Genomic DNA, 25,347 nt, shown 5'->3' with positions numbered 1-25,347 from the left:
AGAAAAGGCCGCTTCTCCGTGTGAGGAAGCGGCCCTTTCTATATCAGCTAGCCATGGGCAAAGCCCATGTCGTCGGTCGCGGTGAACCGCGCCGGCCGCCCTTCGCCTCAGAACCTAAACGCAACCGTGCCGCGCAGGCTGTGCCAACGGAAGTTGTCGTCCGAACGCTTGAACGCCGTCCCAGCCGTATTCGGCGCGAGCACGAACGGGTTGTTCGCAGGCTGCGTGCCACGCGTCACGAGAACGCGCGCGTCGTCGTCCTGATACTGGTGGAACATGTATTCCATGCCGACCGAGATGTTCTTGCCGAGCTTCTGCTCGATGCCACCGCCGCCGGTGATGCCGAACTGGTTCTTCTTGCCGCTCTGCGCATAGGCGTTGGCCGTGTTGCTCGAATAGAAGTCGCGGTTGATGCGTGCATAGCCCGCACCGAACGTGCCGTAGAAGAGCGTCGTGTTGACCGCATAGCCGGCGCGGCCGCGGATCGAGGCTTCCCAGTCGAGGTCGCGCGTCATCGTGTAGAAGGCGGGGGTGGTCGAGAAGGCGGTGACGCTGTCGCGGATGTTCGACTTGCCGAACTCGCCGACGACGCCGACGACGATGTTGCCACGCTGCTGGTCGATGCCGACGCGCGCGTAATAGGCGGTATTGTCCTTGTCGTTGCGGCAGCCACGGCCACCGACGGCGGGAGCGGTGCTGCTCCGTGCGGCGCCGTTGCAGAAGCCTGGCGAGAATGCGTTTGCGCCAGCGGCGGTCGTGACGGCATCGCCGAAGCGGCCGTCGAGGTTGCGGTCGAACAGGATCGACGAACCCTCGTCGTTCGGCTGCACGTCATAGCCGCCCGCTGCACCGAAATAGATGCCGCTGAACGGTGCGTCTTCGGTGATCTCCTGCGCCGCGACAGGCATTGCGGCAAAACCCAGCGTAGCGGCGCCAGCAAGCGCCACCATCATCGTCTTAGTCATATTCACTCCCGGAAACTTCATGACAGGTTTTTCATAAACTGCCGGTCCCGCGAAAGTTATCCCCCCAAAGCAACAATCTATATCAATGTGACTTTTCGATCACAGGGAGAACAAACGGAGCCTGTGGCTTTGTCCGACGCCTGCGGCTAGGTTCCTGCCATGGCTGAAGATCTGTTCGCGTCCCCCTCGACGCCCGGCGCCGGCAAAACCGCCGCCAACACCTATGACGCGTCGTCGATCGAGGTGCTCGAAGGCCTCGAACCCGTACGCCGCCGCCCTGGCATGTATGTCGGCGGCACCGACGAGCGCGCGCTGCATCACCTCGCCGCCGAAGTGCTCGACAACGCTATGGACGAGGCAGTTGCCGGCCATGCCACGCGGATCGAAGTCACGCTCGAAGCGAACAACCGCCTGACGATCGTCGACAATGGCCGCGGCATCCCGGTCGATCCGCATCCGAAGTTTCCGGACAAGTCCGCGCTGGAGGTGATCCTCTCGACGCTCCACTCGGGCGGCAAGTTCGCCGGCAAGGCCTATGCGACATCGGGCGGCCTGCACGGCGTCGGCATCAGCGTCGTCAACGCGCTCTCGTCCGATACCGTCGTTGAAGTCGCGCGCGATCGACAATTATACCGCCAGCGCTTCGCCAAGGGCCTGACGCTGGGGCCGATCGAGCATCTCGGCGCCACGCCTAACCGTCGCGGCACCAGCGTCGCGTTCACGCCCGACACTGAGATTTTCGGCACCGAACTGAACTTCAAGCCACAGCGCCTCTACAAGCTCGTCCGCTCGAAGGCGTATCTGTTCGCGGGCGTCGAGATTCGCTGGCACTGCGCCACCGACCTGATCGCCGACGACACCCCCGCTCAGGCCGTTTTTCAGTTCCCCGGCGGTCTCGCCGACCACCTCCGCGACCAGATCGCCGGCCGCGAATGCGCGACGTCCGACTTCTTCTCCGGCTCGCAGGATTTCCCGAGCGCGAACGGCGAAACCCAGGGCCGCGTCGAATGGGCGGTCGCATGGCCGCTGTGGAGCGACGGCTCGTACAGCTGGTATTGCAACACCATCCCGACCCCCGACGGCGGCACGCACGAACAGGGCCTGCGCCAGGCGCTGGTCCGCGGCCTGCGCGCGTTCGGGGATCTGGTCGGCAACAAGAAAACCAAGGATATCAGCGCGGACGACGTGATGGTCGGCAGCGAACTGATGCTGTCGGTCTTCATCCGCGAGCCGCAATTCCAGAGCCAGACCAAGGATCGCCTGACCAGCCCCGAAGCCGCCGGCCTCGTCGAGAAGGCGGTGCGCGATCATTTCGACCATTTCCTCAGCCACAACATGGAGCGCGGCAAGGCGCTGCTGAATTACGTGCTGGAGCGGATGGACGAGCGCCTGCGCCGCAAGCAGGAACGTGACGTCAAGCGCAAGACCGCGACCTCCGCGCGGAAACTCCGCCTGCCCGGCAAGCTCACCGACTGCTCGGCGAACTCGCCTGAAGGCACCGAGCTGTTCATCGTCGAGGGCGATTCGGCAGGCGGATCGGCCAAGCAGGCGCGTGATCGAAAGACGCAGGCGATCCTTCCGATCCGCGGCAAGATCCTCAACGTCGCGTCGGCCACCAGCGCGAAGATCTTCGCCAACCAGGAAATCGCCGACCTCACGCTCGCGCTGGGCTGCGGCACGCGGAAGGACTGCACGCCGGATACGCTGCGCTACGAACGCATCGTCATCATGACCGACGCCGACGTCGACGGCGCGCACATCGCCACGCTGCTGATGACGTTCTTCTTCCAGGAGATGCCCGAACTCGTCCGCCGCGGGCACCTCTACCTCGCGCAGCCGCCGCTCTATCGCCTGACCGTCGGCACCAAGAGCGTCTACGCGCGCGACGACGCGCACCGCGCCGAACTCGAGCGCACCGTGTTCAAGGGCAAGAAGGTCGATGTCGGCCGCTTCAAGGGCCTCGGCGAGATGAACCCGAGCCAGCTCCGCGAAACCACGATGGACCCCGCCACCCGCGGCATGCTCCGCATCACGCTGCCCCAGGAATACGAAGAGCGCGCCCAGGTGAAGGACCTCGTCGACCGCCTGATGGGCAACAACCCCGCACATAGGTTTGCCTTTATCCAGGAGAATGCCGGCCGGATGGACGAGGAGGCGATCGACGCTTGAGTAGAGGCGGGGAGCGCAACGTGGAGAACCATGTCTCGATCGACCGCAACATTGCGGAAACATCGAATTCCGATGAAACGATTATATTGCATCGATAAGACGCTTGCATACACTACGCTATATTCGAAGCGATCAGGGCTTCGAAAGATAGGGGTATCGTTAAATGATCCCGTTGGCTTTCCTCCTTCTGCAATCGACCTTGCCCACTCAACCTGCCGTTTCTCCGCCGGCAACAATCTCTCCGCCGGTTGCGCTCTCGATCGGCGATGAGGAGAAGACCATCGTGGTCGTTGGCCGCCGTATCGAGGACAGCGAGCGTTTGCTGGCGGCCTGTATCGCCCGGCATTGTCCCCCCAAGGAGGAGATCGACGCATCGCTGGCGCATGCCGAAAACCAGTTTCTCGCAGGCGACTATGTCGATGCACAACGGACGTTAGACAAAGCACGCGGGCGCAACATGAAATACAGGAAGGAGTTCCCCGTTGACGTCGGCGACCTGCTGCGGGCGAGTGGCCGCATGCTCGCGCTCAACGGCCGCAACGATGCGTCGCGGATCACGGCAATCGACTCGCTCGACGCACTCAAGAGCGGCCTCCCGTCGACCGATCGTCGTATCTTGATCCAGCGGCTTGCCGTTGGCGATGCATTCGCAAAGGATGGTCGCTTCATCGCTGCGCGGGACGTCTACACCAAAGTCGCCAAGCAGGCTGCCGCGACCGGCGATGTTCGTGTCAAAGGCTATGCGCTGTTCCGGGTCGCCGGCCTGTATACTGCAATCGCGCAAAAGCGACCGGACTATCGTCAAACCGCCTTTGAATCGTTGCGTCGCATTGAAGAAACGACCGAGCCGGATCTTGCGCCGTTTCGGGATGCCGCGAAGGTGCTGCGGTGTCGCATGCAAGACATTCGTGGGGGTGAGATTGGGCGCGCCTGTGCGCGAGCGATCGGCAGCGAGCGCGTTGCCACCGCTGAACTTGTCTACGCGCCGCCTATCGATCTGAAGAATTGGCGGCCGCCGAGCACGTCGTCCAATCTGGTCATGCACGGCGATGCGACACCGCAATGGGCGGATATTGCGTTCTGGGTGGCACCGGACGGGACGGTGCAAGACATCGAAACCGTGCGCGCGTCGCCCAATGCCAGCGGGGAATGGCTGAAAATCGTGATCGAGGCGCTGAGCAAGCGGGTGTATCGACCACTCAAGCTGGCGCCGTCCGATCCGGGCCTTCGTCGGATTGAGCGGTATTCCTTGGTTTACGATATCGCCGCCGTCAAAGGGACTCGGATACTTGTGAGATCGACCATCTCGCACGTTGAAGCACTCGATCTGACGGTCGAGCCGGGAATGAGCTGACCGATCACAATGTCCGCATGTAAATCTGCTGCGGGTACGATACTCGATCGTTAGCTCGTTCACTGGTGTTGCCCCCGGCTTCATGCGCTCGTATCAGGCGGTTCGGGCGGCCGATAAGGGTCGCCCTCGCTGTTTGAAGGAGCTTGCCGTCGTGACCATCACCCCGCTCATGCCCGTCTACCCGCGGTGTGGCGTGCGTCCGGTCCGAGGCGAGGGCGCGTACCTCTTCGGCGAGGACGGCCAGCAGTATCTCGATTTCGCCAGCGGCATCGCGGTCAACGCACTCGGTCACGGCCACTCGCATCTGACCAAGGCGATCGCCGATCAGGCCGCGACGCTGATGCACGTGTCGAACCTGTATGGGTCGCCGCAGGGCGAGCATCTTGCGCAGCGCCTCGTCGACAACAGTTTCGCCGACACGGTGTTCTTCACCAATTCGGGTGCGGAAGCGGTCGAGTGCGCGATCAAGACCGCGCGGCGCTATCACTTCGCCAACGGCAATCCGCAGCGGCACACGCTGATCACGTTCGACACCGCGTTCCACGGCCGTACGCTCGGCGCGATCTCGGCGACCAACCAGGCGAAGATGCGCGACGGGTTCGAGCCGCTGTTGCCGGGGTTCGCCTATGCCAAGTTCAACGATCTCGAAGGCGCACTGGCGCTGATCGACGACAACACCGCGGGCTTCCTGGTCGAGCCGATCCAGGGCGAGGGCGGTATCCGCCAGGCGAGCCACGAGTTCCTCACCGGCTTGCGCAAGGCGTGCGACGAGCACGGCCTGCTGCTGGTGCTCGACGAGGTCCAGTGCGGCTATGGGCGTACCGGCAAGTTCTTCGCGCACGAACTGTACGGCATCACGCCGGACATCATGGCGGTCGCCAAGGGTATCGGCGGCGGCTTCCCGCTCGGCGCGTGCCTCGCGACCGAGGAAGCGGCCAAGGGCATGGTCGCCGGCACGCACGGCTCGACCTATGGCGGCAACCCGCTGGCGATGGCGGCGGGCGAGGCCATCCTGGACGTGATGCTGGAGGACGGCTTCCTCGACAACGTCACCGCGATGGGCGATCGGTTGCGGCAGGGACTCGAGCAGATGATCCCCAACCACGATCATTTGTTCGACAGTGTTCGCGGCACCGGGCTGATGCTCGGGCTGAAGCTCAAGAGCGACAGCCGCGCGTTCGTCGCGTTCGCGCGCGACAATCACAATCTGCTGCTGGTTTCGGCGGGCGAGAACGTCGTCCGAATCCTGCCGCCGCTGGTGATCGACGAGAGCCACATCGCCGAGTGCATCGACAAGCTGTCGACCGCCGCGCGTGTCTACGTGCCCGCTGCCGACGATTGAAATCTTCCGCTCATCCTGAGTAGCCATTGAGCGAAGCCGAAATGGCGTATCGAAGGGCCCGCCGATACCGGGCGCGACCTTCGGCACCAGACCCTTCGATACGGGTCTTCGGCTTCGCTCAGCCCCTACTCAGGACGAACGGTTTTACCGAATAACGGCCTGCATGACTGGAGCCGATGCCTTGACCATCCGCCATTTCCTGGATCTCACCGACGCCGGAGCCGACGGCATCGCCGCGATGCTGTCCGATGCACTCGACCGCAAGGCGGCGCGCGCCGGCTTCCCCAAGGGCCGCACCGATGCCGATGCGCCGCTTGCCGGCCACACGCTCGCGATGGTCTTCGAGAAGAGCTCCACCCGCACGCGCTTCTCGTTCGATATGGCGATCCGCCAGCTCGGGGGCATCTCGATCGTGTCCGACGGCGGCTCGATGCAGCTCGGCCGCGGCGAGTCGATCGCCGACACCGCGCGCATCCTGTCGGGCTATGTCGACGCGATCATGATCCGCACCGACGATCACGCCAAGATCGAGGAGATGGCGCATTACGCCTCCGTCCCGGTCATCAACGGCCTGACCGACGCGTCGCATCCGTGCCAGATCATGGCCGACCTGCTGACGATCATCGAGAGCGGAAAGGCGCTGCCCGGGCTCAAGGTCGCATGGCTCGGCGATGGCAACAACGTGCTCGCCTCGATCGTCGAGGCCGCCGGGCTGATGCAGTTCGACGTCGTCGCGGCCTGCCCGCAAGGGTTCCAGCCTGAGGAAGAGGCGATCGTCCGCGCGTCGGGCCGCGCCCGCGTCGTGGCCGATCCGCGCGAGGCGGTCGAGGGCGCTGACATCGTCGTCACCGATACCTGGATCTCGATGGGGCAGTCGCACGCCGAGGCGAAGCTGAAGGCGCTGACCCCGTACCAGGTCGACGCCGCGCTGATGGCGATGGCCAAGCCCGACGCGAAGTTCCTTCACTGCCTGCCGGCCCACCGCGGCGAGGAGGTTACGCCCGAGGTGATCGACGGCCCGCAGTCGCTGATCTGGCAGGAAGCGGAGAATCGCCTCCACGCGCAGAAGTCGGTCCTGCGCTGGTGCTTCGGGCAGATCGGTTGACCTGAACGGGCAGGGTCACCATCTGGCGGACGATGAACGATACGCCAAAATTCGACCCCAATGTGACCGATCTCGACCGCGCGCTGGCTTTCGCGATCCCCACGCGGAGTGCGCGCGGCCGGATCGTCCGGCTCGGCACCGCGCTCGACGAAGTGCTTGCCGCGCACGCCTATCCGCCCGCGATCGAGAAGTTGCTCGCCGAAGCGCTCACGCTTGCCGCGCTTATCGGTTCGACGCTCAAGGATTCGAGCGGCCAGCTGACGATGCAGACGCGCACCGACAACGGCGTCGTCCAGCTGCTCGTCTGCGATTACCGCGGCGGCGAGGTGCGCGGCTATATCGAATACGACGCGGACAAGCTCGCCGAGGCCCCCGCCGAGCCGTCGCTGTTCGCGCTGTTCGGCGCTGGCTATCTCGCGATCACGTTTGACATGGCGACCAGCAACGAGCGCTATCAAGGCATCGTGCCGCTCGACGGCGATACGCTGTCGCAAGCCGCGCAGAGCTATTTCACGCAGTCCGAGCAGATTCCGACGATGATCCGCACCGGCATGGCGAAGGGCCCCGACGGTCGCTGCATTTCCGGCGGGCTGTTCCTCCAGCATCTCCCCGAGGGCGAGGACGGGCGCGAGCGCCTTCACACCAAGCTCGATCATCCGGAATGGGAGCATGTCGCCACGCTCGGCAGCACGATGGGCGTCGACGAACTCACCGATGCGACGTTGCCGCTGGAAACGCTGGTGTGGCGCCTGTTCAACGAGGAGGAGGACGTCCGCATCCTCGCCGACATTCCGATCATGCGCGGCTGCCGCTGCGATCCGGATTATATCCGGGGTGTGATTTCGAAATTTCCCTTGGAGGAGCGCCAGTCGATGGCGGACGAGACCGGCTTCATCATCGTCGACTGTGCGTTCTGCGCGAAGAAATTCCCGGTGCCGGTGGAGGCGTAAAACCCTCTCCCTGCAGGGGAGAGGGAGGGGCCCACGCGAAGCGTGGGAGGGTGAGGGGCGTGAGGCTTGGTACACCAGTCCCAACTACCCCTCACCCTCCCGCAACCAAGGGGCTGCTCCTTCCCTCTCCCCCAAGGGGAGAGGGCAAACAGGCGTTAACGGCGTTTTTACGCCTCACCCTTACCACTGGTCACGTGCTCTTATTCAGCACGTTTCTCCCTTGTGGCGCGCGTCCGCGCCAAACTCGGGGCCGCTCCGCCGGGCGGCCCCTTTCTTTTTTGCGCTCGCTGGCCTAGCGAACACGCATCATGACATCCCCTGCTCCCTTTGCGGTCGCCCTCGTCTCGGGCGGGCTCGACTCGATGGTATCCGCCGCGCTTGCGCGCGAAGCCGGCCAGCGCGTGCTCGCGCTGTCGTTCGACTATAACCAGCGTCACCGGATCGAGCTCGATGCCGCACGCCGCGTCGCCAGCGCACTCGGTGCCGAGCGCCACATTGTGTTGCCGATGGACCTGTCCGCGTTCGGCGGCTCCGCGCTGACCGCCGATATCGATGTGCCGAAGGACGGCGCGGGTACCGAAGACGGCGGCGGCATTCCCGTCACCTACGTCCCGGCGCGCAACACGATCTTCCTCAGCCTCGCGCTCGGCTGGGCTGAGGCGGCAGGCGCGCGCGACATCTATATCGGCGTCAACGCGCTCGATTACTCCGGCTATCCCGATTGCCGACCGGAGTTCATCGCCGCGTTCGAAGGCTTGGCCGAACTCGCCACAAAGGCCGGCGTCGAAGGCGAACCGTTCCGCATCCAGGCACCGCTCCAGATGATGACCAAGGCGGATATCGTCCGCGAAGGTACGCGTCTCGGCCTCGACCTCGGTTTGAGCTGGTCGTGCTACGATCCGACGCCTGCCGGTGAGCATTGCGGCGAGTGCGACAGCTGCCGCCTGCGTTCGCGTGGCTTCGACGAGGCGGGGATCGCTGACCCGACGCGCTACGCCGTCAAGCCGGCCTGACATGAGCTACGCCGTCAAGGAAATGTTCCTCACGTTGCAGGGCGAGGGCGTCAACGCCGGTCGCCGCGCAGTGTTCGTCCGGTTCGCTGGCTGCAACCTGTGGTCGGGCCGCGAACAGGATCGCGCGACCGCGGTCTGCAAGTTCTGCGACACCGAGTTCGTCGGCACCGACGGGCTCGGCGGCGGCAAGTTTGCCGATGCGCAGGCTTTGGCGTCAGCGGTAGCGGGCTTCTGGGGAGAAGGGGTGCACGATCGATTCGTCGTCCTGACCGGTGGCGAGCCGATGCTCCAGATCGATGACGCGATCGTCGATGCGCTGCATGCGTACGGCTTCCGCATTGCGATGGAGAGCAACGGTACGATCCCGGCGCATCCGGGAATCGACTGGATCTGCATCAGCCCCAAGGCCGGCAGCATCGTCGTCCAGCGCGCCGGGCACGAGCTGAAGCTCGTCTGGCCGCAGCCGGGCAGTGACATTGAGGAAGTTGAAACCTGGGACTTCGCAAACTTCCTGCTTCAGCCGCTCGACGATCCGCGGGCGGATGCGAACCGCGAGGCGTGCGTAGATTTGGTGATGGAACGCCCGCAATGGCGACTGTCGCTCCAGACGCACAAGCTGCTCGGTCTGCGCTAACCCTAGCCTCACGCACCACTCCAGCTCTCGCGTGGGTATCGCGTAACGCTAGGTGATCAGGATGTTGAACAAAGGGAAGGCCCGGCGGCCGGTTGCCAGGTGCGAAGGGTGAGGACTGGGAGGTACTTCTCCACATCACTCAACCCCCGAGCCAACCCTCTCAGCGAGTCGCCATACCCAAACCGACCGGCGGCCAGTTCTGCGCGCCGCATTTCTTCACGACCCATTCGCCCTTCTTGTTCCAGCAGATCGGATCGAGGCGGATCATCATCGGTGCCCCCCGTTCGCGACCGATGTACCGGGGAAAGCGCTGCTCGCCCCACGGAATCAGGCTGTTGCGCAACTCGCGCGAACGCGACAGCGCGACGTCGGCGAAATGCCCACGCGGTGCGAACACCGCATCACGCCCGATCGACCCTGCGGTCTGGCAAAAGCCGTATTGCGCCGCCACGGTCGCAAAGCTCGAATACGTCCGCGTGCCGAACTGATCGAGCGCGGTCTGCCCCGCCTTGGGACCCGCCGCCTTGTTAACGCGCAAGAAGTATTTGGTCAGCGTGTCGAAGGCCCCCTTCAACTCGTCGCCGTGATCAGCCAGGATCGAGTTATAATTCGGCACGGTCAGCAACGTCGGTTCGAACTGGCACTGCAACGCCGCGACGTTGAGCGCCGCACGCATGTGCCAGACCAGCGCCGCCCGCATTTCCGCCGACGTCGCGCCGGGCAGGGCCTGGCCAAGGTCGGATTCTTCGCCGGTGACGGCTGCGCCCGAGAAATCGCGCGACTGTAAAAAAAACTGCGCCGACGCCGACTGCGCCACAGCGAGCCCGCTCGACGCCACGCAGAGCGCGAGCGCGGTACGCAACACCTTCATTCCAACCTCCCCAGGGCATTCCAAGTGATCGAATCTAAAGCGTTTCCATGAAACCCCCAAGCGATTTTAACCTTTTCGACCCGTCGTTCGGCGCCGTTGTCAGGTGGGAACGTCAGAAATCCGTCGGCGCCGAAACGATCGCCCGACGACGATGCCGTGGGGGTGCCGTAGAGTGCCCAATAGAGGGTGCGGCCGCACGCGCTGCGATCGCCGAAATTATCGCGCGCCGCCAATAACGAAAAGGGCCGCCCGGTTGCCCGGGCGGCCCTCCACAACGTCGTAGTTCCCTTGCGGAAATTACATTGCGTTGGTGGTCATCGCGTTGTTCGTCATCATGGTGTCGTTCGACATCATCGTGTCGTTCGCCATCATGGTGTCGTTGGCCATCATGCCACCGTTCGACGCGCCGTCGACTGCGGTCATGTTGTCGGACATCGTGTCCATGCCCTCAGTGGCGTTCATGTCGGTGACCATCGTGTTGTCGGTCGTGGTCTCGGTCTTGGGACCGCAAGCCGAAACAGCGAGTGCTGCGCTGGCGATCAACGAACCGGTCAGAACCTTGGAAATGAGTGCACGCATGTGGAAGCTCCCTAGATAGAGGATTTGGCTGGCTGCTCGCCCTTAATACCCAAATCGTAGTGGACATTAATCCGATAACGCTTTGCCCTCAAGCCTCGTTTTCTCAAGGACAAGAAACTGTTTCAAGGAAAGCATCGGCCGTCAACGCCAGGGCTGCGTCGAAAGTTGCAAGGTCAGCCGGAATGCCGAGCGATTGCAGGCTGGTAACGCCGTATTCCGGCAGGCCGCAGGGCACGATACCACCGAAGTGCGACAGGTCCGGGGCGACGTTCACCGAGAAGCCGTGGAGCGTTACCCAGCGCTTCACCCGCACGCCGATCGCCCCGATCTTGGCCTCGCGTCCCCGGTCGAGCGTCCAGATGCCGACCCGGCCATCGACCGCGAATGCCTCGACGCCGAGTTCGCCCAAGGCCGCGATCACCCAGGATTCGAGCGCGTGGACGTAGCACCGCACGTCGCGCCCGCGCTTGGTCAGGTCGAGCACGACATAGCCGATCCGCTGCCCCGGCCCATGATAGGTGTATTTGCCGCCGCGTCCGGTCGGGATCACCGGGAATCGCGCGTCGATCAGGTCGCCCGGCTCGGCGCTGGTGCCCGCGGTATAGACCGGCGGATGTTCGAGCATCCACAGCAGTTCGCGCGCGTCCCCGGTGCCGACTGCGACCGCGCGCGCCTCCATCTCGGCCAGCGCGTCCGCATAGGGGGTCAGGCCGGCGCTGGTCCGCCATTCGATATCGGAGAGGGGAGGAGTGGTCACCGAACCCAATTGCGCACCCGCATCCGAAGTTGCAACCGCGACGAGCGTTTCAACCATGTGGTCAAGTACGGGGGCTTGGGCTAACCCGCGCAGGAACGGGAATGGCGGGAGCACAGGCATGGCGACGACAGGCGCGACGACGGGCATAGTCAACGCACGCGTGAAGATGGGAACGGTCTGGGATCGCACGATCGAGGTGCTCAACGGACGTACCGGGATGATCGCACGGATCGCGGTGCTCGGCATGTTGCTGCCGACCGTCGTGCGGGACGGATTCGTCGCGTTCACCTCGCGCGCAAATCCGGTTTCGATGCTGGTCGGCGCAGTCCTGACGATCGGCGCGCTGTTCGCGTTGATCTGGGCACAACTCGCGATCGTCGCGATCGCGACCGATCCCGCTGTCGATGCGGCATCCGCCCGTCGCCAGGGAAGCGCGCGCGTCCTGCCCGCGTTCGGCATCACCGTCCTGCTGACCATCGTCGCCGTCCTGCTCGCGATGCCGCCGATCGTCGTTCTGGTGCAGTCCGGTTTCGACTTCGCCGCCGCCGCGAACGGAACGAGCGTCCAGATGACGCCGCCCAGCGTCGGTGCCGCCAGCTTCACCGCACTCTACGGGCTCGCCTATCTGCTCGTGCTGCTCTGGATCGGCGCGCGGTTGGTGCTGCTCAACCCGGTCATTCTCAACGAACGCCTCGGTGTCGGTGCGATCCGTCGCTCGATCCAGCTGACCAAGGGGATGACGTCGCGGATCATCGGCGTCCTGGTGCTGTTCTGCATCGTGCTGTTGGTAGCGACCGGCGCCGCGCAGTCCGTCACGGGTATCGTCTTCCGTCTCGTGCTAGGCGCGGACTCCGTCGCAACGGCGGCCTTCCTTGCGGGGGTTGCGGGCTCGATCGTCACCACCGCCTTCACGGCGCTCGCCGCCGTCTTCACCGCGCAGCTCTACGTCGCGACCAGAGAGAAACACGCCGTCCCATGAAGCTTGATTTCGCGACCGTTCTCACCGACGCCTGGACGCTGTTCAAGCGCGACCGCGACCTGCTGCTGCGGATCGCCGCGCCGTTCCTGTTCCTCCCCGCCTTCGCGCTCGCGCTGGTCGTCCCCGATCCGCCAATGCCGGACGCGGCGGCGGGTAATAACGAAGCGCAGGCGATGATCTGGGCCGACGCGGTGCAGACCTGGGCGGCGGCGCATGGCGGCTGGTACCTGCTCGCCTATGTGATGAGCTTCTTCGGGACGTCGCTGTTCTACGCGCTGTATCTAGACCGCGAGCATCTCGACTTGCGGCAGGCGTTGACGCGCTGCCTACGGATCTTCCCGCGCTTCCTGCTGGCGATGGTGATCGTCTCGCTGCCGGCCGGGGCAGGGCTGTTGCTGTACGCGATCCCGGGTCTCTACATCCTCGGCCGGACGATGCTGACCGGCCCGGCAATGTTCGCCGAAGCCCCGCTTGGCGCCCTCGGCGCGATCCGCCGCAGCTTCACGCTCAGCCGAGGCTCGGGGCTCCCGCTCATGGGATTGGCCGCGTTCAGCTACATCAGCGGCTGGCTCGTCGGTGCCCCCTTCATGATGGCCGACAAGGCGTTGCGCGACGGCGGTCAGGGCAATCCGGTAGCACTCGCGATCGTCGATGCCGGCGCCGCGGTGGCGGCAATGGCGGCGGGTATCGCGATGGCCCTGATCGCGATCTCCGCCTATCGGCGCTTGGCAAGGTAAGAGGCCGTCCGCCAAGTAGAACAGCACCTCCCCGGCGGCGGCCGGGGCCCAGTTGGAGAGGTCGCAGTGACGACGCGCCACCTTCGTTAGCACCGTCCCCCAACTGGACCCCGGCCTGCGCCGGGGAGGTAAAGCTGGACTAGGCGTGATCGAGTGCATTAGTCCTCAGGACTCTTCCCCAGATACGGGATCTGCGGCGCCGTCTCCTGCGGCAGCAACCCAGACGCCCGCGGGTCCGGAAACGTCTCGATCGTCCGCTTCACCACCACGAACCCCTGCGCCCGATAAAACCCCAACGCGCTCGGATGATCGAGCGTGCAGGTATGCAGCCAGACCCGCTCCACCCCCTTCGCCCAGGCCCGAGCGCAAGCCTCGGCCATCAGCCACCGCCCATGACCTTGCCCCGCCAACTCCGGGATCAACCCAAAATACGAAATCTCGCACGCCCCCGCCTCGCGGAAATCGAGTTCGAGCATTCCGACCTCGATCCCCGCCGGATCGATCACCGCATACACCGCGATCCCCGGATCATGCACGATCGCCGACAGCGCATCGTCCGCCATCACCAGCCGCGAGAACCACAGCCACGGGCTCCCGACCCGCCGGAACAGTGCGCGATACTTATCCAGCGCGGGTCGCTCCCACTTCACCAGCCGCAACCGCGACCCCGGACTTGGTCGCAGCGGTGGCCGCGTCCGCATCTCCAGCGTCGTGACGATCGTCGCGAGGACGTCGTCGGCAACCGGGATCAGCGCCACGTTACGACCAAGTCGCGCGCGGCGGCAGGCTCATCAGGATCGCGTCGATGTTGCCGCCGGTCTTCAACCCGAACAGCGTCCCGCGGTCGTACACAAGGTTGAACTCGGCATAGCGCCCGCGCCATTCGAGCATCCGCGCCTCGTCGGCCGCATCGAACGGTGTATCCATCCGCCGCCGCACGATCCGCGGGTACGCATCTAGAAACGCCTCGCCGACATCGCGCGTGAACGCGAAGTTCGCGTCGAAATCGCCATCGAGATGGTCGAAGAAGATGCCGCCCGCGCCGCGGCTCACTTTCCGGTGCGGGATGTAGAAATAGGTCTCCGCCCAGTCCCTGAACCGCTCGTAATGCGCCGGATCGTGCGCGTCGCACGCCGCCTTCATCGTCGCGTGAAAGTCGGCCGTATCCTCTTCGATCGGCAGCGGTGGATTGAGATCGCCGCCACCGCCGAACCAGCGCTTGGTGGTGTTGAGGAAGCGGCAGTTCATGTGCACCGCGGGGACGTGCGGGTTGGTCATGTGCGCGACCAGGCTGATCCCGGTCGCGAAGAATCGCGGGTCGTCGCCCGCACCGTGGATCGATTTGGCGAAGTCGCCCTCGAACGTGCCGCCCACGGTCGAGACGTTGACGCCGACCTTCTCGAAAACCTTGCCCTTCATGACGCCGCGGACACCACCGCCACCCGGTTCACCCGACGGATCGATCCGGTCCCAGGGCGTGTACTCGAAGCTGGCGTCGGAACCGGCCTCCCGCTCGATCGCCTCGAACTCCGCGCAGATACGATCGCGTAGGGATTCGAACCAGGTGCGGGCGGCGGCTTGCTGGGGGTCGAGTTCGGTCATGGAGGTGTCTCTACCAAATCTGTGGCGGGGCGGGGAGGGGGGGCTAGCCTGGATCGACATCCGCCTAGCGATCCTCCCCGCCAGGGGGAGGTGGCGCGAAGCGACGGAGGGGGAGGACACGGAACGGCGGTTATCCCTTACCTCCCCCTCCGTCAGGCGTGCGCCTGCCACCTCCCCCTGGCGGGGGAGGATTCTAGTCTGGCCAGCCGCCCGTCTGCCGCAGCGCCTCCGCCGCAACGATCCCCGTCGCCACGGAAATGTTCATCGACCGCAACCCAGGCCGCATCGGGATCAGCACCCGCACATCGGCTCGCGCATGCACGTCCTCAGGCACCCCAGTCCCCTCGCTCCCCATCAGCAACACGTCGTCCTCGCGAAATTCCGCGACATCCAGTCGAACCGCGCCCTTCGTCGTCAGCAACACGATCCGCCCCTGCACCTGCGCCAGGAACGCGTCCCAATCGACATGCCGCACCACGTCGACCGCGCCGACATAATCCATCCCCGAGCGCGCCACCGCCTTCTCGCTCCAGGTGAATCCCATCGGTTCGATCAGGTCGACGCCGATCCCCATGCACGCGGCGGTCCGCAGGATCGCGCCGACATTTCCGGCAATATCGGGCTGAAACAGGGCAATTCTCATGCCCGATCCCTTAGCGCGCCGGGGGCCGGGTGGTAACCCAAAGCAAAATGCAGTTGGCAAACCCGCGCCCCGCCGTCTATCAAAGCGCAGCCTCCGTGGGGACGGTCGGACGGATTGGGGATATGGTTTCGTGAAACCGAAAGCCCAGCCCGTCACGAAAAAAATAACGTGCAAGGGCGAGATGAATGGCGACAGTCGACGACATGGTTCCTCCCGGCGAATCGCCAGAGCCGTTTCACGAAGAGGCCCATGATCCTCGCCGCCGTGATTTTATCAACATCGCCGCCGTCTCCTTTGCAGGTGTCGGCGCAGTCGCGATCGTCCTGCCGCTCATCAACCAGATGAACCCCTCGGCAGACGTGCTCGCACAGTCGACCACCGAGATCGACCTCTCGAAGATCCTCCCCGGCCAGGCAATCAAGACGTCGTTCCGCAAGCAGCCGCTCTTCGTGCGCAACCTAACGCCGAAGGAAATCTCGGAAGCCGACGCGGTCGACATCTCGACGCTGCGCGATCCGCAGACGCTGGAGCAGCGCACCAAGGCGGGCAAGAAGAACTGGCTGATCACGCTGGGCGTTTGCACGCATCTCGGCTGCGTTCCGCTCGGTGCGGGCGAGGGTGAGAACAAAGGTCCGTTCGGCGGCTATTTCTGCCCGTGCCACGGCTCGGCCTACGACACCGCCGCGCGCATCCGCAAAGGCCCCGCTCCGTCGAACCTCCACGTTCCGGACTATGCCTTCAACTCCGACACCGTCGTCACGGTAGGCTGAGGAAAACGACATGAGCTTTCCCTGGGCCAAGCAATACGAACCGAAGCTGCCGCTGACGCGGTGGCTGGATGAGCGGCTTCCCGTTCCCCGGCTCGTTTATAATTCACTCGGCGGCGGCTATCCCGTCCCGCGCAACCTCAATTATTTCTGGAACTTCGGCGTGCTCGCCGGCGCCGCGCTGGCGATCCAGATCATCACCGGCATCGTGCTCGCGATGCACTATGCCGCCAACGGCGCGGTCGCGTTCGACTCGGTCGAGAGCATCATGCGCGACGTCAACGCCGGCTGGTTCCTGCGGTACGCACACGCCAATGGCGCCTCGATGTTCTTCATCGTCGTCTACACGCACATCTTCCGCGGGCTCTATTATGGCTCGTACAAGGCACCGCGCGAGATGGTGTGGCTGCTCGGCGTCGTCATCTTCCTGCTGATGATGGCGACCGCGTTCATGGGCTACGTGCTTCCCTGGGGCCAGATGAGCTTCTGGGGCGCGCAGGTCATCACCGGGTTCTTCTCGGCGATCCCGCTCGTCGGCGATACCATTCGCATCTGGCTGCTCGGCGGATTCGCACCCGACAACGCCGCGCTCAACCGCTTCTTCTCGTTGCATTACCTGCTGCCGTTCGTGATCGCGGGCGTCATCATCCTGCACATCTGGGCGCTGCATATCCCGGGCTCGAACAACCCGACCGGCGTCGACGTGAAGGGCGAGCAGGACACCGTCCCGTTCCACCCCTACTACACCGCGAAGGACGGCTTCGGGCTCGGCATCTTCATGCTGATCTTCGCCGGCCTGCTGTTCTTCTTCCCGAACTATCTCGGCCACCCGGACAACTACATCCCGGCGAACCCGCTCTCGACGCCCGCGCACATCGTCCCCGAATGGTATTTCTGGCCGTTCTACGCGATCCTGCGCGCCTTCACCGCGGACTTCATCCTGCCCGCCAAGCTGTGGGGCGTGCTGGCGATGTTCGGCTCGATCCTGCTGCTGTTCTTCCTGCCCTGGCTGGACAGCTCGCCGGTCCGTTCGATGAACTACCGTCCCAAGGCGCGGATCGCGTTCTGGGTGCTGGTCGCGGACATCTTCGTGCTCGGCTATTGCGGTGGCGCCCCGGCCAACGCGTTCTACGTGATCCTCAGCCAGATCTGCGCGGCCTATTACTTCGCGCATTTCCTGATCATCCTGCCGCTCATCTCGCGCTCCGAGCGTCCGCGGCCGCTGCCCAACTCGATCACCGAGGCCGTGCTGAACAAGCATGGCGGCACCAGCCCGGCCCACACCGCGCTGTCGACGGCGCCCACGTCGCATGGTGCGCCCTCCGCGCCGCACGCCGCGCACTGATACGAACTCGAGGACACACACATGGTTCGTCTCATCGCCTCCATCGTCGGCGCGGCCTTCGTGCTGGTGCTCGGCATCGCGCTTTTCGGCAGCGTGTCGGGGGTCATCACCGACCCCGTCGCGCCGACCGCGGAAAGCGTCGCGCACAAGCACCCCAAGGAGCTCGAGCTCGCCTCCAACGGCGTGTTCGGCAAGTTCGACCGTCGCCAGCTGCAGCGCGGGTTCCAGGTCTACAAGGAAGTCTGCTCAGCCTGCCACTCGCTGCGGCTGGTGTCGTTCCGCGACCTGACCAAGATCGGCTATACCGACCCCGAGGTTAAGGCGATCGCCAACCAGTGGGTGATCGAACAGCCGTCGATCAACCCGGAAACCGGCGAGCCGGCGACGCGTAAGAATATCCCGTCGGATCGTTTCCCGTCGCCGTTCGCCAACGAGATCGCCGCCCGCGCCGCGAACAACAATGCGCTGCCGCCCGATCTCTCGCTGATCACCAAGGCGCGCGAGGACGGCACCGCCTATGTCCATTCGCTGCTGACCGGCTACACGACGCAGCCCGCCGCGCTGCTGAAGGAGTTCCCGGACATCAAGACGCCGACCGGGCTCCACTACAATCCGTATTTCGCGAACCTCAACATCGCGATGCCGCCGCCGCTGACGTCGGATGGCCAGGTCGCCTATGCGGACGGGACCAAGGCAACGAAGGAGCAGATGTCGACCGACGTTTCCGCGTTCCTGACCTGGACCGCCGAGCCTAACCTCGAGGCGCGCCATGCCGCCGGATTCGCGTCGATCATCTTCATCCTGATCTTCTGCGGCCTCGCCTGGGGCGCGTACCAGAACGTCTGGCGCGACGTTAAGCATTGATGATGGCCCGGCTCCCGCAGTAAGGGCGCACGGATAAAGGGAGCGGCGGACGGGCAAACAGCCTGATCCGCCGCTTTCGTTTTGGCCGTCGCGCAGCACCGCGTCTCGGTACGTCCGCCGCCCCTGCGCGGAGAGAAGGGAACGCCCATGTCCGATACCGACGCGCGCAACGCCGACCTGAAGGCGCTGATCCGCACCATCCCGGACTTCCCGAAGCCCGGCATCCAGTTCCGCGACATCACCACCTTGCTGCTCGACCCGAACGGCTGGTCGACCGCGATCGAGCGGATGGTCGCGGCGGTCTCCGGTCCCGTCGATCTGGTAGCCGGCATCGAAGCCCGCGGCTTCCTCTTCGCCGCTGCGCTCGCCGCACCGCTTAAGGCCGGCGTCCTGCTGATCCGAAAGGACGGCAAGCTCCCAGGCGCCACGATCGCCGAGGACTACGCCCTAGAATATGGCACCGATCGCATCGCAATCCACGCCGATGCGTTTGCCCCCGGCGCCCGCGTCCTGCTGGTCGACGACCTGATCGCCACCGGCGGCACCGCCCGCGCCGCCGTCCGCCTTCTCCACAAGGCCGGCGCGGTCGTCACGCAAGCCCAGTTCCTGGTCGACCTGCCGGACCTAGGCGGTGCGGACGCACTGCGCGCGGACGGCATTGAAGCAACCGCGCTGATCCACTTCCCCGGCCACTGATGGCTCGGAAGACATAACCACATAGCCGTTCCCCCGCGGACGCGGGGGCCCAGCTAAATACCGTAGTGCACTGCTTCCCTGGACTCCCGCGTTCGCGAGGGAACAGCAAAGGGAGTGCGCCTCACCCGCACATGCGCTCACCACCAGACGAAACCCCGTCAGACCCCATTCATGGAACTTGCGACATACCGACTCCGTTATGCGATGAATGGCGGCGCGTTGTGTCCGCTCTCCATGTACGGGAGAATTTCCATGTTTCTGAAGCGCTTCGGCATTATCGGCCTAGCCTTGGGTCTCGGACTAGGTGTCGCAGGCTGCACTGATGGTTACGGCTATGGCGGCGCAGGCGTCGGCTATGCCAGCGATCCCTATTACGGTGGTGGCTACGGCGACGGCTATTATGGCGCAGGCTACGGCGGCGGCTATGATGGCTTCGCAGGCTATGGCGGCCTGAACTCCTACTACGGCTGGAGCGGCGATTATTATTATCCCGGCTCGGGCGTGTACGTCTACGACCGCTACCGTCGCCCGCACCGCTGGAACGGCAACCAGCAGCGCTATTGGCAGGGCCGCCAGCAGTATCGGGGCAACCACAACGACGGCGGTCGCGGCAACTGGGGCGGGTTCGGCAACCGCGGCAATGGCGGCCGAGACGGCGGCTGGCGTGGCAATCGTCCAGGCTACCAGGGCAACCCCGGCACCCCCGGTCAGGGCCAGTTCGGCAACGGCCGTCCCGGGCGAGGTCCCGGCCAAGACTGGGATCGTGGCCGTGGCCGTGGTCCCGATCGCGGCCAGTTCGGTCAACCCGGCCAGCCCGCGCAGCCCGGCCAGGTCACCAACCCGCAGCAGCCCCAGGCCCAAGGCGGCTTCCGCGGCAATCGCGGCGACGGCGCGTTCCGAGGCAATCGCGGCGGCGGCGGCCAGCGGTTCGGCGGTGGACAGCGCTTCGGTGGCGGACGTCAGGGCGGTGGCAACCGCGGCGGCGGTCGTCCGGCGCAGTAATTAGAGCAGATTGGTTCACGCGAAGGCGCAACGTCTTCGCGTGAACCTTTACTGCATTGGGAGGGCCGTCAGCCGCCCGTCAGGGCAACGGCTCGGCAATCAGCCCACGTTGGCGTCCGTGGGGCGGGTCGCGACGAGGCCGTTGGAAACGAACGTCATCACCATCACGTCGTCCTGATTGAACACCCGCATCCGGCTCTTGAAAATCCCCATCTCCGGCCGACTCGCCGACACGCGTTTCTCCAGAATCTCGGTCTCGCAGCGCAGGGTGTCCCCCGGATACACCGGCTTCACCCACTTCAACTCGTCGATCCCCGGCGACCCGAGCCCAGCCTGCTGGTTCTCCTTCAGGTTCGCGACCACCATCGACATTACCATCGCGCACGTATGCCAGCCGCTCGCCGACAGCCGCCCGAAATGCGTCTGCGCGGCCGCCTCGTCGGACAGGTGAAACGGCTGCGGATCGTATTTCGCGGCGAAGTCCATCACCTCCTCGCGCGTAACGGCGTAGGAACCGAACGACGCGGTCCGACCGACCTCGATATCCTCGAAATACTGCACAACCTCTCCTCTTATCGTTGCAGCACCTTCTGGAAGGGTGCGTCGGTGCCGTCCAGCCCCGCCTCTGCCGGCAACCCGATCAGATCACGCAGCAATGGCTCGATGGTAACGTTGTCGAAGCTCGCAATCGTCTTGCCGCGCGCAAACGCCGGCCCGTTGGCGATGAACAGCGCGCGCATCTCCGGCGCCATGTTGTCATAGCCGTGCATCCCACCGACCGAAGCCTTGGTCGGCGCACTCGGATCTACCCGCCAGCCGACATCGGCAAGGCACAGATAGCTCGGCACGCGCGGGTTGCGCCCATAATGGAACCGCGCCGGGATCTCCCCCTTGCGCCAGCATTGCAGATGATCGTGGCGGGTCAGCAGCCGCGCCTCCAGCGCCGCCTCATGCCCCGGCACCGCGAACAGGGTCGCATACGGCCCGGTCTCGACGGTGCGATAGTCCGCCTTGTCCGCAATCGCGTCGAGCGCCACCACCCGCGTGCTGCTCGTCGCCGCCATGCCGTGATCCGCGACGATCACCAGGTTCGCCCGCTGCCCCAGCGCGGCCAGCCCATCGACCAGCGCGCCGATGCTCGCATCGACATCCGCCACCGCCTGCGTCACGCCCGCGCTGTCCGGCCCACCCGCATGACCCGCGCTGTCGACCGTATCGAAATACAGCGTCACCAGCTTCGGCCGGATCGCGGCCGGCCGCCGCATCCAGTCGAGCACCGCGTTGACCCGCTGCGTCCCCGAGACCTGCTGGTTGAACTGCTGCCAGTCCTCCGGCCGCGTACCGCCCACGATCGCGCCGTGGCTGTCGGGCTTGACCTTGCCCCCGACCGCGACGTTCGCGCCCGGCCAGAACATCGTCGCCGTCCGGATCCCCGCCTTCTCCGCATCGACCCAGATCGGCGAACTCTCGTTCCACCAGAACGGATCGTCGGTCGCCATCGTGAACGTCTCGCCCGGCCGGGCGGGATCCTCCATCTTGTTCCCGACAATCCCGCTGCGATCGGGGCGCAGGCCGGTCACCAGCGTCCAGTGATTGGGAAAGGTGATGCTCGGAAACGACGGCCGCATGCTCGCGAACACCCCGCCCGCGCGCAGCCGGTTGAGATTGGGCGTCACGCCACGGTCGAGATAATCCGGCCGGAAGCCATCGATCGACACGAGAATCGTAACCGGCGCGCGAGCCTCACCCGGCATCGCCGCCGCCGACATCGTGCTCGGAGCGGGCGCAGTGATCGGCGCAAGGGCAGGGGGCGTATACGGATACGCACACCCGGCGAGCGTCAGCCCGAGTGCCGAACCGAGGAGAGCCAGCGCGTTCTTCATCATAACCGTTCGTCCCAAGCAGGTGGCTACTTCGCGCGATCCCTACTCGGCACGAACGATGAGCGAAAGCGACCGTTTGCATGGGCTAGCTGGCCGTCCAACGAACAGCACCACCCCGGCGAAGGCCGGGGCCCAATTGGGGGACGTCGCTGATCGGCGTTGCGCTTCGTTACTGCCGCCTACCAAACTGGACCCCGGCCTCCGCCGGGGAGGTAAAGGAGGTGCTGAGGACGGAAAGCTGAGGTGGCCGCCCGCAACACTCAGCACTAGCCGTCGGCCTACAACCCCACAGCCAGCTTGCTGAACAAAGTCCAACTCACCGGCGTCTTCCCATACGCCGCCTCCAGCGCCGCCGGCTTTGCATACGCCGCCACGGTCCCCCCGAGCGCCAACCCAAGCGGCCCCACGATCGGCAGCCGGTACGCATACCCGACCTCAGCCTTCGTCACCCGGAACTTCCGGTCGTGCAGCGGATCGCCCTCGTCCGGAAAAAGCTCGTCGTTCGCCACGTTCTCAAGCCTGCCGAACACCGCATGCCGCGCCGAAAGCTCATACGTAGCCTCCGCCAGGAACGCGCTCAGCTTCTCCCCCGGCACGCGATCCTTGAGACTATACGCAAACGTCGTCGCCAGCCCGCCCCGCGCATATTGCACGCTGGCCGTCGAGCGGTTCTCGTCCTCGCCCGGATGCTGCACCTCGGGCTCCTTCAGCCGACCATGGCTAACCTGTACCGCCCAGAATGGCGACGGCGTCCACGTCCCCCGCACGCTCCACGAGTCCAGCCGTGGCGTCTCGATATTCCAGCGATGCTCGTCCGGCTCGCGCCCCTTGAACGCCGAGGCCTCCAGCTGGAACGCGGGCGTCGCATACCCCGCCGTCACCACGCCATAGGTGATGTGCGTCGAATCGAACCAGTGATGCGTGATCGGCGACATCGGCTGATACCGCGCCGACCCGCGGTGCATGAACGCGCTCGGCCCCAGCGCCGGCTCGCCGACCGGTCCGCCATACAGAAAGACGCTCGCGCCGTTCCCCAGCCGGTAATCGAGCTTGGCGGCAAGCTCCATGAACAGGTCGTGCGGATGCTGCCGATCGACCAGCGGCCGGTCGTTCGCCAGTTCGCCAGTCGCAAACAAGTTCGTGTAGCCCCGCGCGCCCATCAGCGGCTCGAGGCTGTTCATCGTCCGCAGCTGGATATGGAACCGGTCGCCCAGGTCGCGATCCGCCATCAGCATCGCCATCGACTGCACGAACGCCTCGCTCTTCCCGCGCGGGCCCCCCTGGTCGGTCGCGACGCCCCACGCATAGCCATGCGCCATCAGCATCCACTCGCCGACCTGCGCCATATACCCGCGCATCGGCCCCTCGGCCGCCGGCAGCCGCGACGTCCCGCTCCCCTGGCTGTAGAACCCGGCCGACGTCCCCATCGCCATCCCCGCCATCGCCGAACCCGCCGGCATCTTTGCCAGTGCCGCATCGGATGCCGCGCGGTAGGCGGGGTCGGCGATCATCGCATGCCCCATCGCGCCATGATCCATCGCCATCCCAGGCATCGCCGAATGATCCATCTGCGCATGATCCATACCGGGCATAGCCTCGGGCATCGCAGACGGCGTGGCTGGGGTCGGAGGAGCGACCGGATCTGGGTGGCCCATCGCCGAATGGTTCATCGTCGAATGATCGACGGTACCCCCAGACTGCGTCGTGTCAGCCGCCCGGGCAGCCGAACGCTTAACCACCGGCCGCGGCTTGGCCTTCTTCACCGTCTTCTTGGGAACTGCATCCGGCATCGTCATACCCGGCATGGCCATGGAATGTTGCGCCACCGCGCCAACGGGCAGCACCGCCGCCACGACGCCGCCCGCAAGCAGCATCGCCCTCACGGCCACAGCCGCGAGAAACTTCGATCGAGTCATCGTTATATCCTTGGAAAAGCCTGAAAATCACGGTGCCTCAGCACCCGAAGATCACGCCTTCCGCGGAGGCCGCAAAGCCGGCGCGACGCCAGCCCCAAGATCCAGCACCGCCGCCCGGTCGGTCACCATAGCCGGCTCCCGCAACGCCACGCCGAGCACCCGGGCGGTATTCCAGTTCGAAGGCGGCACGCATCCGATGCACCCATGCAGCGGCGTAGCCTTCCGGTGGGGCGCCTCGTGATCCGGCCGATGGCCCGATATCGCCGCGTGCGTCCCGCCCATCGCCGCCATGTCCATGACGACGTCATGCCCCCGCGAAGCAGACGCATCATGACACGCCGCCGGCGCCACCGCAGGAAACGCAAACGCAGCAAGGAGCAAAGCCAGGATCAGGCGCGCGAGCATGCCGCCGGTCTAACCCCCCGCACGACCCGCCACAACCTCGCAGTCGTTGCTCGAACCCGCCAAAGCCACAGCCGCACCAAATCGGCGACTTGCCCGAAAGCCGTGAAAGGTTCAGCCTCGGCGCATGAAGACCCCAACGCACCCCGAACGAACCAAAACCCCGAGCGCCCCCGCCGCCAAAGTCTCGATCCGGATCGGCAAGCGCACCACCTTCGACGCCTCGGTAACAACCGTCGGCCTGCTATCGGTCGGTGCCCTCGTATCCAGCATCCTCCTGTCCAGCGCCGTCATCGTCGCCGCTGCAGGTCGCAAAGCCGCAAGACGGCCGCTGGCCTTGCCTGACCATACCAAGACCGACGGCTAGCGCCCAATGGCTGACGTTGCGCGGGGCGAAAGATTTAGGCACAATCTGTCAAATGAGCTTTTCGCCGCCAGTCTTCCGGCCCTTCGTGCCACCAACTGCTCCAAGCCGATTAGGAGAACGGGCAATGGCGACTTTCAGCATCATTTCGTTCGGCGCGTTTATAGCGCTGTGGTTCTACGTTGCTTTTCCCTTGGACCTACCGCAGGCGCTACCGGCTTTCCTGCCGATGTTAATCATGCCGCTTGGTCTCGCGTGGGCATGGCAAGATGCAAAGAAGAAACGCCTTGCTGCCGAGGCAGAAGTTGAGCGCTATCGCGCCAGTTTGCGGCAAGCGTTCGCTACACAGTAAATGTCCGCTACCCTCTCCATAGCAGACATCGCGTCTTTGCTGTCTCGCCCCTGAGG

At 65.1% G+C, this 25,347-nt stretch carries 28 protein-coding genes; 16 read left to right on the top strand and 12 right to left on the bottom strand.

Annotated features, from left to right (window positions below):
• Nucleotides 1-107 precede the first annotated feature (107 nt).
• The gene (locus tag AC1ME3_RS02325) at nt 108-965 is read right to left on the bottom strand and encodes an outer membrane protein (protein ID WP_253071021.1); all 858 of its coding nucleotides are present in this window, start codon (nt 963-965) and stop codon (nt 108-110) included.
• 159 nt (nt 966-1,124) lie between these two features.
• On the opposite strand from AC1ME3_RS02325, the gene parE reads away from it, so the two are divergent.
• The 7 genes from parE to queE all read left to right on the top strand — a co-directional run bounded on the left by parE (nt 1,125) and on the right by queE (nt 9,532).
• On the top strand, nt 1,125-3,134 hold the full coding sequence (gene parE / locus AC1ME3_RS02320) for a DNA topoisomerase IV subunit B (protein ID WP_480954674.1): 2,010 nt from the start codon (nt 1,125-1,127) through the stop codon (nt 3,132-3,134).
• Between the two features lie 163 nt (nt 3,135-3,297).
• Entirely contained in the window at nt 3,298-4,488 is a 1,191-nt protein-coding gene (locus AC1ME3_RS02315) for a hypothetical protein (RefSeq protein WP_480954673.1), read from the top strand.
• A 151-nt stretch (nt 4,489-4,639) separates the two neighbouring features.
• Entirely contained in the window at nt 4,640-5,830 is a 1,191-nt protein-coding gene (locus tag AC1ME3_RS02310; protein WP_480954672.1) for an acetylornithine transaminase, read from the top strand.
• A gap of 187 nt (nt 5,831-6,017) precedes the next feature.
• A complete protein-coding gene (argF, locus tag AC1ME3_RS02305; protein ID WP_480955741.1) occupies nt 6,018-6,935 on the top strand; it encodes an ornithine carbamoyltransferase in 918 nt (305 codons plus the stop codon).
• 32 nt (nt 6,936-6,967) lie between these two features.
• Entirely contained in the window at nt 6,968-7,885 is a 918-nt protein-coding gene (gene hslO, locus AC1ME3_RS02300) for an Hsp33 family molecular chaperone HslO (RefSeq protein ID WP_480954671.1), read from the top strand.
• A 308-nt stretch (nt 7,886-8,193) separates the two neighbouring features.
• A complete protein-coding gene (gene queC / locus AC1ME3_RS02295) occupies nt 8,194-8,898 on the top strand; it encodes a 7-cyano-7-deazaguanine synthase QueC (protein ID WP_107954448.1) in 705 nt (234 codons plus the stop codon).
• A gap of 1 nt (nt 8,899) precedes the next feature.
• The gene (gene queE, locus AC1ME3_RS02290) at nt 8,900-9,532 is read left to right on the top strand and encodes a 7-carboxy-7-deazaguanine synthase (RefSeq protein ID WP_480954670.1); all 633 of its coding nucleotides are present in this window, start codon (nt 8,900-8,902) and stop codon (nt 9,530-9,532) included.
• A 160-nt stretch (nt 9,533-9,692) separates the two neighbouring features.
• Here the strand turns inward: queE and AC1ME3_RS02285 are convergent, their stop codons facing one another.
• The 4 genes from AC1ME3_RS02285 to lipB form a co-directional block, all read right to left on the bottom strand.
• Nucleotides 9,693-10,403, bottom strand: coding sequence for a hypothetical protein (locus tag AC1ME3_RS02285; RefSeq protein ID WP_480954669.1), 711 nt, complete (start codon nt 10,401-10,403; stop codon nt 9,693-9,695).
• A complete protein-coding gene (locus AC1ME3_RS02280) occupies nt 10,400-10,636 on the bottom strand; it encodes a hypothetical protein (protein ID WP_480954668.1) in 237 nt (78 codons plus the stop codon). Before AC1ME3_RS02280 ends, AC1ME3_RS02285 begins: the two co-directional genes overlap by 4 nt.
• Before the next feature lie 64 nt (nt 10,637-10,700).
• The gene (locus AC1ME3_RS02275) at nt 10,701-10,982 is read right to left on the bottom strand and encodes a hypothetical protein (RefSeq protein ID WP_056065069.1); all 282 of its coding nucleotides are present in this window, start codon (nt 10,980-10,982) and stop codon (nt 10,701-10,703) included.
• A gap of 103 nt (nt 10,983-11,085) precedes the next feature.
• The gene (lipB, locus tag AC1ME3_RS02270) at nt 11,086-11,739 is read right to left on the bottom strand and encodes a lipoyl(octanoyl) transferase LipB (protein ID WP_480954667.1); all 654 of its coding nucleotides are present in this window, start codon (nt 11,737-11,739) and stop codon (nt 11,086-11,088) included.
• A gap of 118 nt (nt 11,740-11,857) precedes the next feature.
• Between lipB and AC1ME3_RS02265 the strand changes: the two genes are divergently transcribed.
• Nucleotides 11,858-12,718, top strand: coding sequence for a hypothetical protein (locus AC1ME3_RS02265; RefSeq protein ID WP_480954666.1), 861 nt, complete (start codon nt 11,858-11,860; stop codon nt 12,716-12,718).
• Entirely contained in the window at nt 12,715-13,455 is a 741-nt protein-coding gene (locus AC1ME3_RS02260; protein ID WP_480954665.1) for a hypothetical protein, read from the top strand. The genes AC1ME3_RS02265 and AC1ME3_RS02260 overlap by 4 nt, the downstream gene beginning before the upstream one ends.
• A 158-nt stretch (nt 13,456-13,613) precedes the next feature.
• On the opposite strand, the gene AC1ME3_RS02255 is transcribed toward AC1ME3_RS02260, so the two are convergent.
• From AC1ME3_RS02255 to AC1ME3_RS02245, 3 genes are all read right to left on the bottom strand, one after another.
• Entirely contained in the window at nt 13,614-14,213 is a 600-nt protein-coding gene (locus AC1ME3_RS02255) for a GNAT family N-acetyltransferase (RefSeq protein WP_480954664.1), read from the bottom strand.
• Nucleotide 14,214: 1 nt separating this feature from the next.
• A complete protein-coding gene (hemF, locus tag AC1ME3_RS02250; RefSeq protein WP_480954663.1) occupies nt 14,215-15,057 on the bottom strand; it encodes an oxygen-dependent coproporphyrinogen oxidase in 843 nt (280 codons plus the stop codon).
• Between the two features lie 193 nt (nt 15,058-15,250).
• The gene (locus AC1ME3_RS02245) at nt 15,251-15,700 is read right to left on the bottom strand and encodes a tRNA (cytidine(34)-2'-O)-methyltransferase (protein WP_480954662.1); all 450 of its coding nucleotides are present in this window, start codon (nt 15,698-15,700) and stop codon (nt 15,251-15,253) included.
• A gap of 203 nt (nt 15,701-15,903) precedes the next feature.
• Between AC1ME3_RS02245 and petA the strand changes: the two genes are divergently transcribed.
• The 5 genes from petA to AC1ME3_RS02220 all read left to right on the top strand — a co-directional run bounded on the left by petA (nt 15,904) and on the right by AC1ME3_RS02220 (nt 20,374).
• The gene (petA, locus tag AC1ME3_RS02240) at nt 15,904-16,470 is read left to right on the top strand and encodes a ubiquinol-cytochrome c reductase iron-sulfur subunit (protein WP_056489394.1); all 567 of its coding nucleotides are present in this window, start codon (nt 15,904-15,906) and stop codon (nt 16,468-16,470) included.
• A gap of 10 nt (nt 16,471-16,480) precedes the next feature.
• Nucleotides 16,481-17,812, top strand: coding sequence for a cytochrome b (locus tag AC1ME3_RS02235; protein WP_480954661.1), 1,332 nt, complete (start codon nt 16,481-16,483; stop codon nt 17,810-17,812).
• 21 nt (nt 17,813-17,833) lie between these two features.
• On the top strand, nt 17,834-18,676 hold the full coding sequence (locus AC1ME3_RS02230; protein WP_480954660.1) for a cytochrome c1: 843 nt from the start codon (nt 17,834-17,836) through the stop codon (nt 18,674-18,676).
• Between the two features lie 147 nt (nt 18,677-18,823).
• Entirely contained in the window at nt 18,824-19,372 is a 549-nt protein-coding gene (locus AC1ME3_RS02225; RefSeq protein ID WP_480954659.1) for an adenine phosphoribosyltransferase, read from the top strand.
• A gap of 252 nt (nt 19,373-19,624) precedes the next feature.
• Entirely contained in the window at nt 19,625-20,374 is a 750-nt protein-coding gene (locus tag AC1ME3_RS02220; RefSeq protein WP_480954658.1) for a hypothetical protein, read from the top strand.
• A gap of 99 nt (nt 20,375-20,473) precedes the next feature.
• Here AC1ME3_RS02220 and AC1ME3_RS02215 read toward each other — a convergent pair whose 3' ends face one another.
• The 4 genes from AC1ME3_RS02215 to AC1ME3_RS02200 form a co-directional block, all read right to left on the bottom strand.
• On the bottom strand, nt 20,474-20,935 hold the full coding sequence (locus AC1ME3_RS02215; protein WP_480954657.1) for a MaoC family dehydratase: 462 nt from the start codon (nt 20,933-20,935) through the stop codon (nt 20,474-20,476).
• Between the two features lie 11 nt (nt 20,936-20,946).
• Nucleotides 20,947-22,257, bottom strand: a complete 1,311-nt coding sequence (locus tag AC1ME3_RS02210; RefSeq protein WP_480955740.1) for an alkaline phosphatase family protein — start codon at nt 22,255-22,257, stop codon at nt 20,947-20,949.
• 278 nt (nt 22,258-22,535) lie between these two features.
• Nucleotides 22,536-24,173, bottom strand: coding sequence for a hypothetical protein (locus tag AC1ME3_RS02205; protein ID WP_480954656.1), 1,638 nt, complete (start codon nt 24,171-24,173; stop codon nt 22,536-22,538).
• Between the two features lie 51 nt (nt 24,174-24,224).
• Nucleotides 24,225-24,578 (bottom strand): hypothetical protein, encoded by a 354-nt coding sequence (locus AC1ME3_RS02200; protein WP_480954655.1) that lies wholly within the window; start codon nt 24,576-24,578, stop codon nt 24,225-24,227.
• A 124-nt stretch (nt 24,579-24,702) separates the two neighbouring features.
• Here AC1ME3_RS02200 and AC1ME3_RS02195 point away from each other — a divergent pair, with 124 nt between their 5' ends.
• Together AC1ME3_RS02195 and AC1ME3_RS02190 are read left to right on the top strand one after the other, a co-directional pair.
• On the top strand, nt 24,703-24,942 hold the full coding sequence (locus AC1ME3_RS02195) for a hypothetical protein (protein WP_480954654.1): 240 nt from the start codon (nt 24,703-24,705) through the stop codon (nt 24,940-24,942).
• 124 nt (nt 24,943-25,066) lie between these two features.
• Entirely contained in the window at nt 25,067-25,291 is a 225-nt protein-coding gene (locus AC1ME3_RS02190) for a hypothetical protein (protein WP_480954653.1), read from the top strand.
• Nucleotides 25,292-25,347: the final 56 nt, after the last annotated feature.

This window comes from Sphingomonas sp. BL2, from assembly GCF_056680015.1.
Note: the sequence above shows the minus strand (reverse complement) of the source record. Positions and strands in the feature narration are given on the sequence as shown.

Coding starts and splice junctions, on each gene's coding strand:
- AC1ME3_RS02325 (WP_253071021.1), bottom strand. CDS start 965: ATGACTAAGACGATGATGGTGGCGCTTGCTGGCGCCGCTACGCTGGGT.
- parE (WP_480954674.1), top strand. CDS start 1,125: ATGGCTGAAGATCTGTTCGCGTCCCCCTCGACGCCCGGCGCCGGCAAA.
- AC1ME3_RS02315 (WP_480954673.1), top strand. CDS start 3,298: ATGATCCCGTTGGCTTTCCTCCTTCTGCAATCGACCTTGCCCACTCAA.
- hslO (WP_480954671.1), top strand. CDS start 6,968: ATGAACGATACGCCAAAATTCGACCCCAATGTGACCGATCTCGACCGC.
- queC (WP_107954448.1), top strand. CDS start 8,194: ATGACATCCCCTGCTCCCTTTGCGGTCGCCCTCGTCTCGGGCGGGCTC.
- queE (WP_480954670.1), top strand. CDS start 8,900: ATGAGCTACGCCGTCAAGGAAATGTTCCTCACGTTGCAGGGCGAGGGC.
- AC1ME3_RS02285 (WP_480954669.1), bottom strand. CDS start 10,403: ATGAAGGTGTTGCGTACCGCGCTCGCGCTCTGCGTGGCGTCGAGCGGG.
- AC1ME3_RS02275 (WP_056065069.1), bottom strand. CDS start 10,982: ATGCGTGCACTCATTTCCAAGGTTCTGACCGGTTCGTTGATCGCCAGC.
- AC1ME3_RS02265 (WP_480954666.1), top strand. CDS start 11,858: ATGGCGACGACAGGCGCGACGACGGGCATAGTCAACGCACGCGTGAAG.
- AC1ME3_RS02260 (WP_480954665.1), top strand. CDS start 12,715: ATGAAGCTTGATTTCGCGACCGTTCTCACCGACGCCTGGACGCTGTTC.
- hemF (WP_480954663.1), bottom strand. CDS start 15,057: ATGACCGAACTCGACCCCCAGCAAGCCGCCGCCCGCACCTGGTTCGAA.
- AC1ME3_RS02245 (WP_480954662.1), bottom strand. CDS start 15,700: ATGAGAATTGCCCTGTTTCAGCCCGATATTGCCGGAAATGTCGGCGCG.
- petA (WP_056489394.1), top strand. CDS start 15,904: ATGGTTCCTCCCGGCGAATCGCCAGAGCCGTTTCACGAAGAGGCCCAT.
- AC1ME3_RS02235 (WP_480954661.1), top strand. CDS start 16,481: ATGAGCTTTCCCTGGGCCAAGCAATACGAACCGAAGCTGCCGCTGACG.
- AC1ME3_RS02230 (WP_480954660.1), top strand. CDS start 17,834: ATGGTTCGTCTCATCGCCTCCATCGTCGGCGCGGCCTTCGTGCTGGTG.
- AC1ME3_RS02225 (WP_480954659.1), top strand. CDS start 18,824: ATGTCCGATACCGACGCGCGCAACGCCGACCTGAAGGCGCTGATCCGC.
- AC1ME3_RS02220 (WP_480954658.1), top strand. CDS start 19,625: ATGTTTCTGAAGCGCTTCGGCATTATCGGCCTAGCCTTGGGTCTCGGA.
- AC1ME3_RS02210 (WP_480955740.1), bottom strand. CDS start 22,257: ATGAAGAACGCGCTGGCTCTCCTCGGTTCGGCACTCGGGCTGACGCTC.
- AC1ME3_RS02205 (WP_480954656.1), bottom strand. CDS start 24,173: ATGACTCGATCGAAGTTTCTCGCGGCTGTGGCCGTGAGGGCGATGCTG.
- AC1ME3_RS02200 (WP_480954655.1), bottom strand. CDS start 24,578: ATGCTCGCGCGCCTGATCCTGGCTTTGCTCCTTGCTGCGTTTGCGTTT.
- AC1ME3_RS02195 (WP_480954654.1), top strand. CDS start 24,703: ATGAAGACCCCAACGCACCCCGAACGAACCAAAACCCCGAGCGCCCCC.
- AC1ME3_RS02190 (WP_480954653.1), top strand. CDS start 25,067: ATGGCGACTTTCAGCATCATTTCGTTCGGCGCGTTTATAGCGCTGTGG.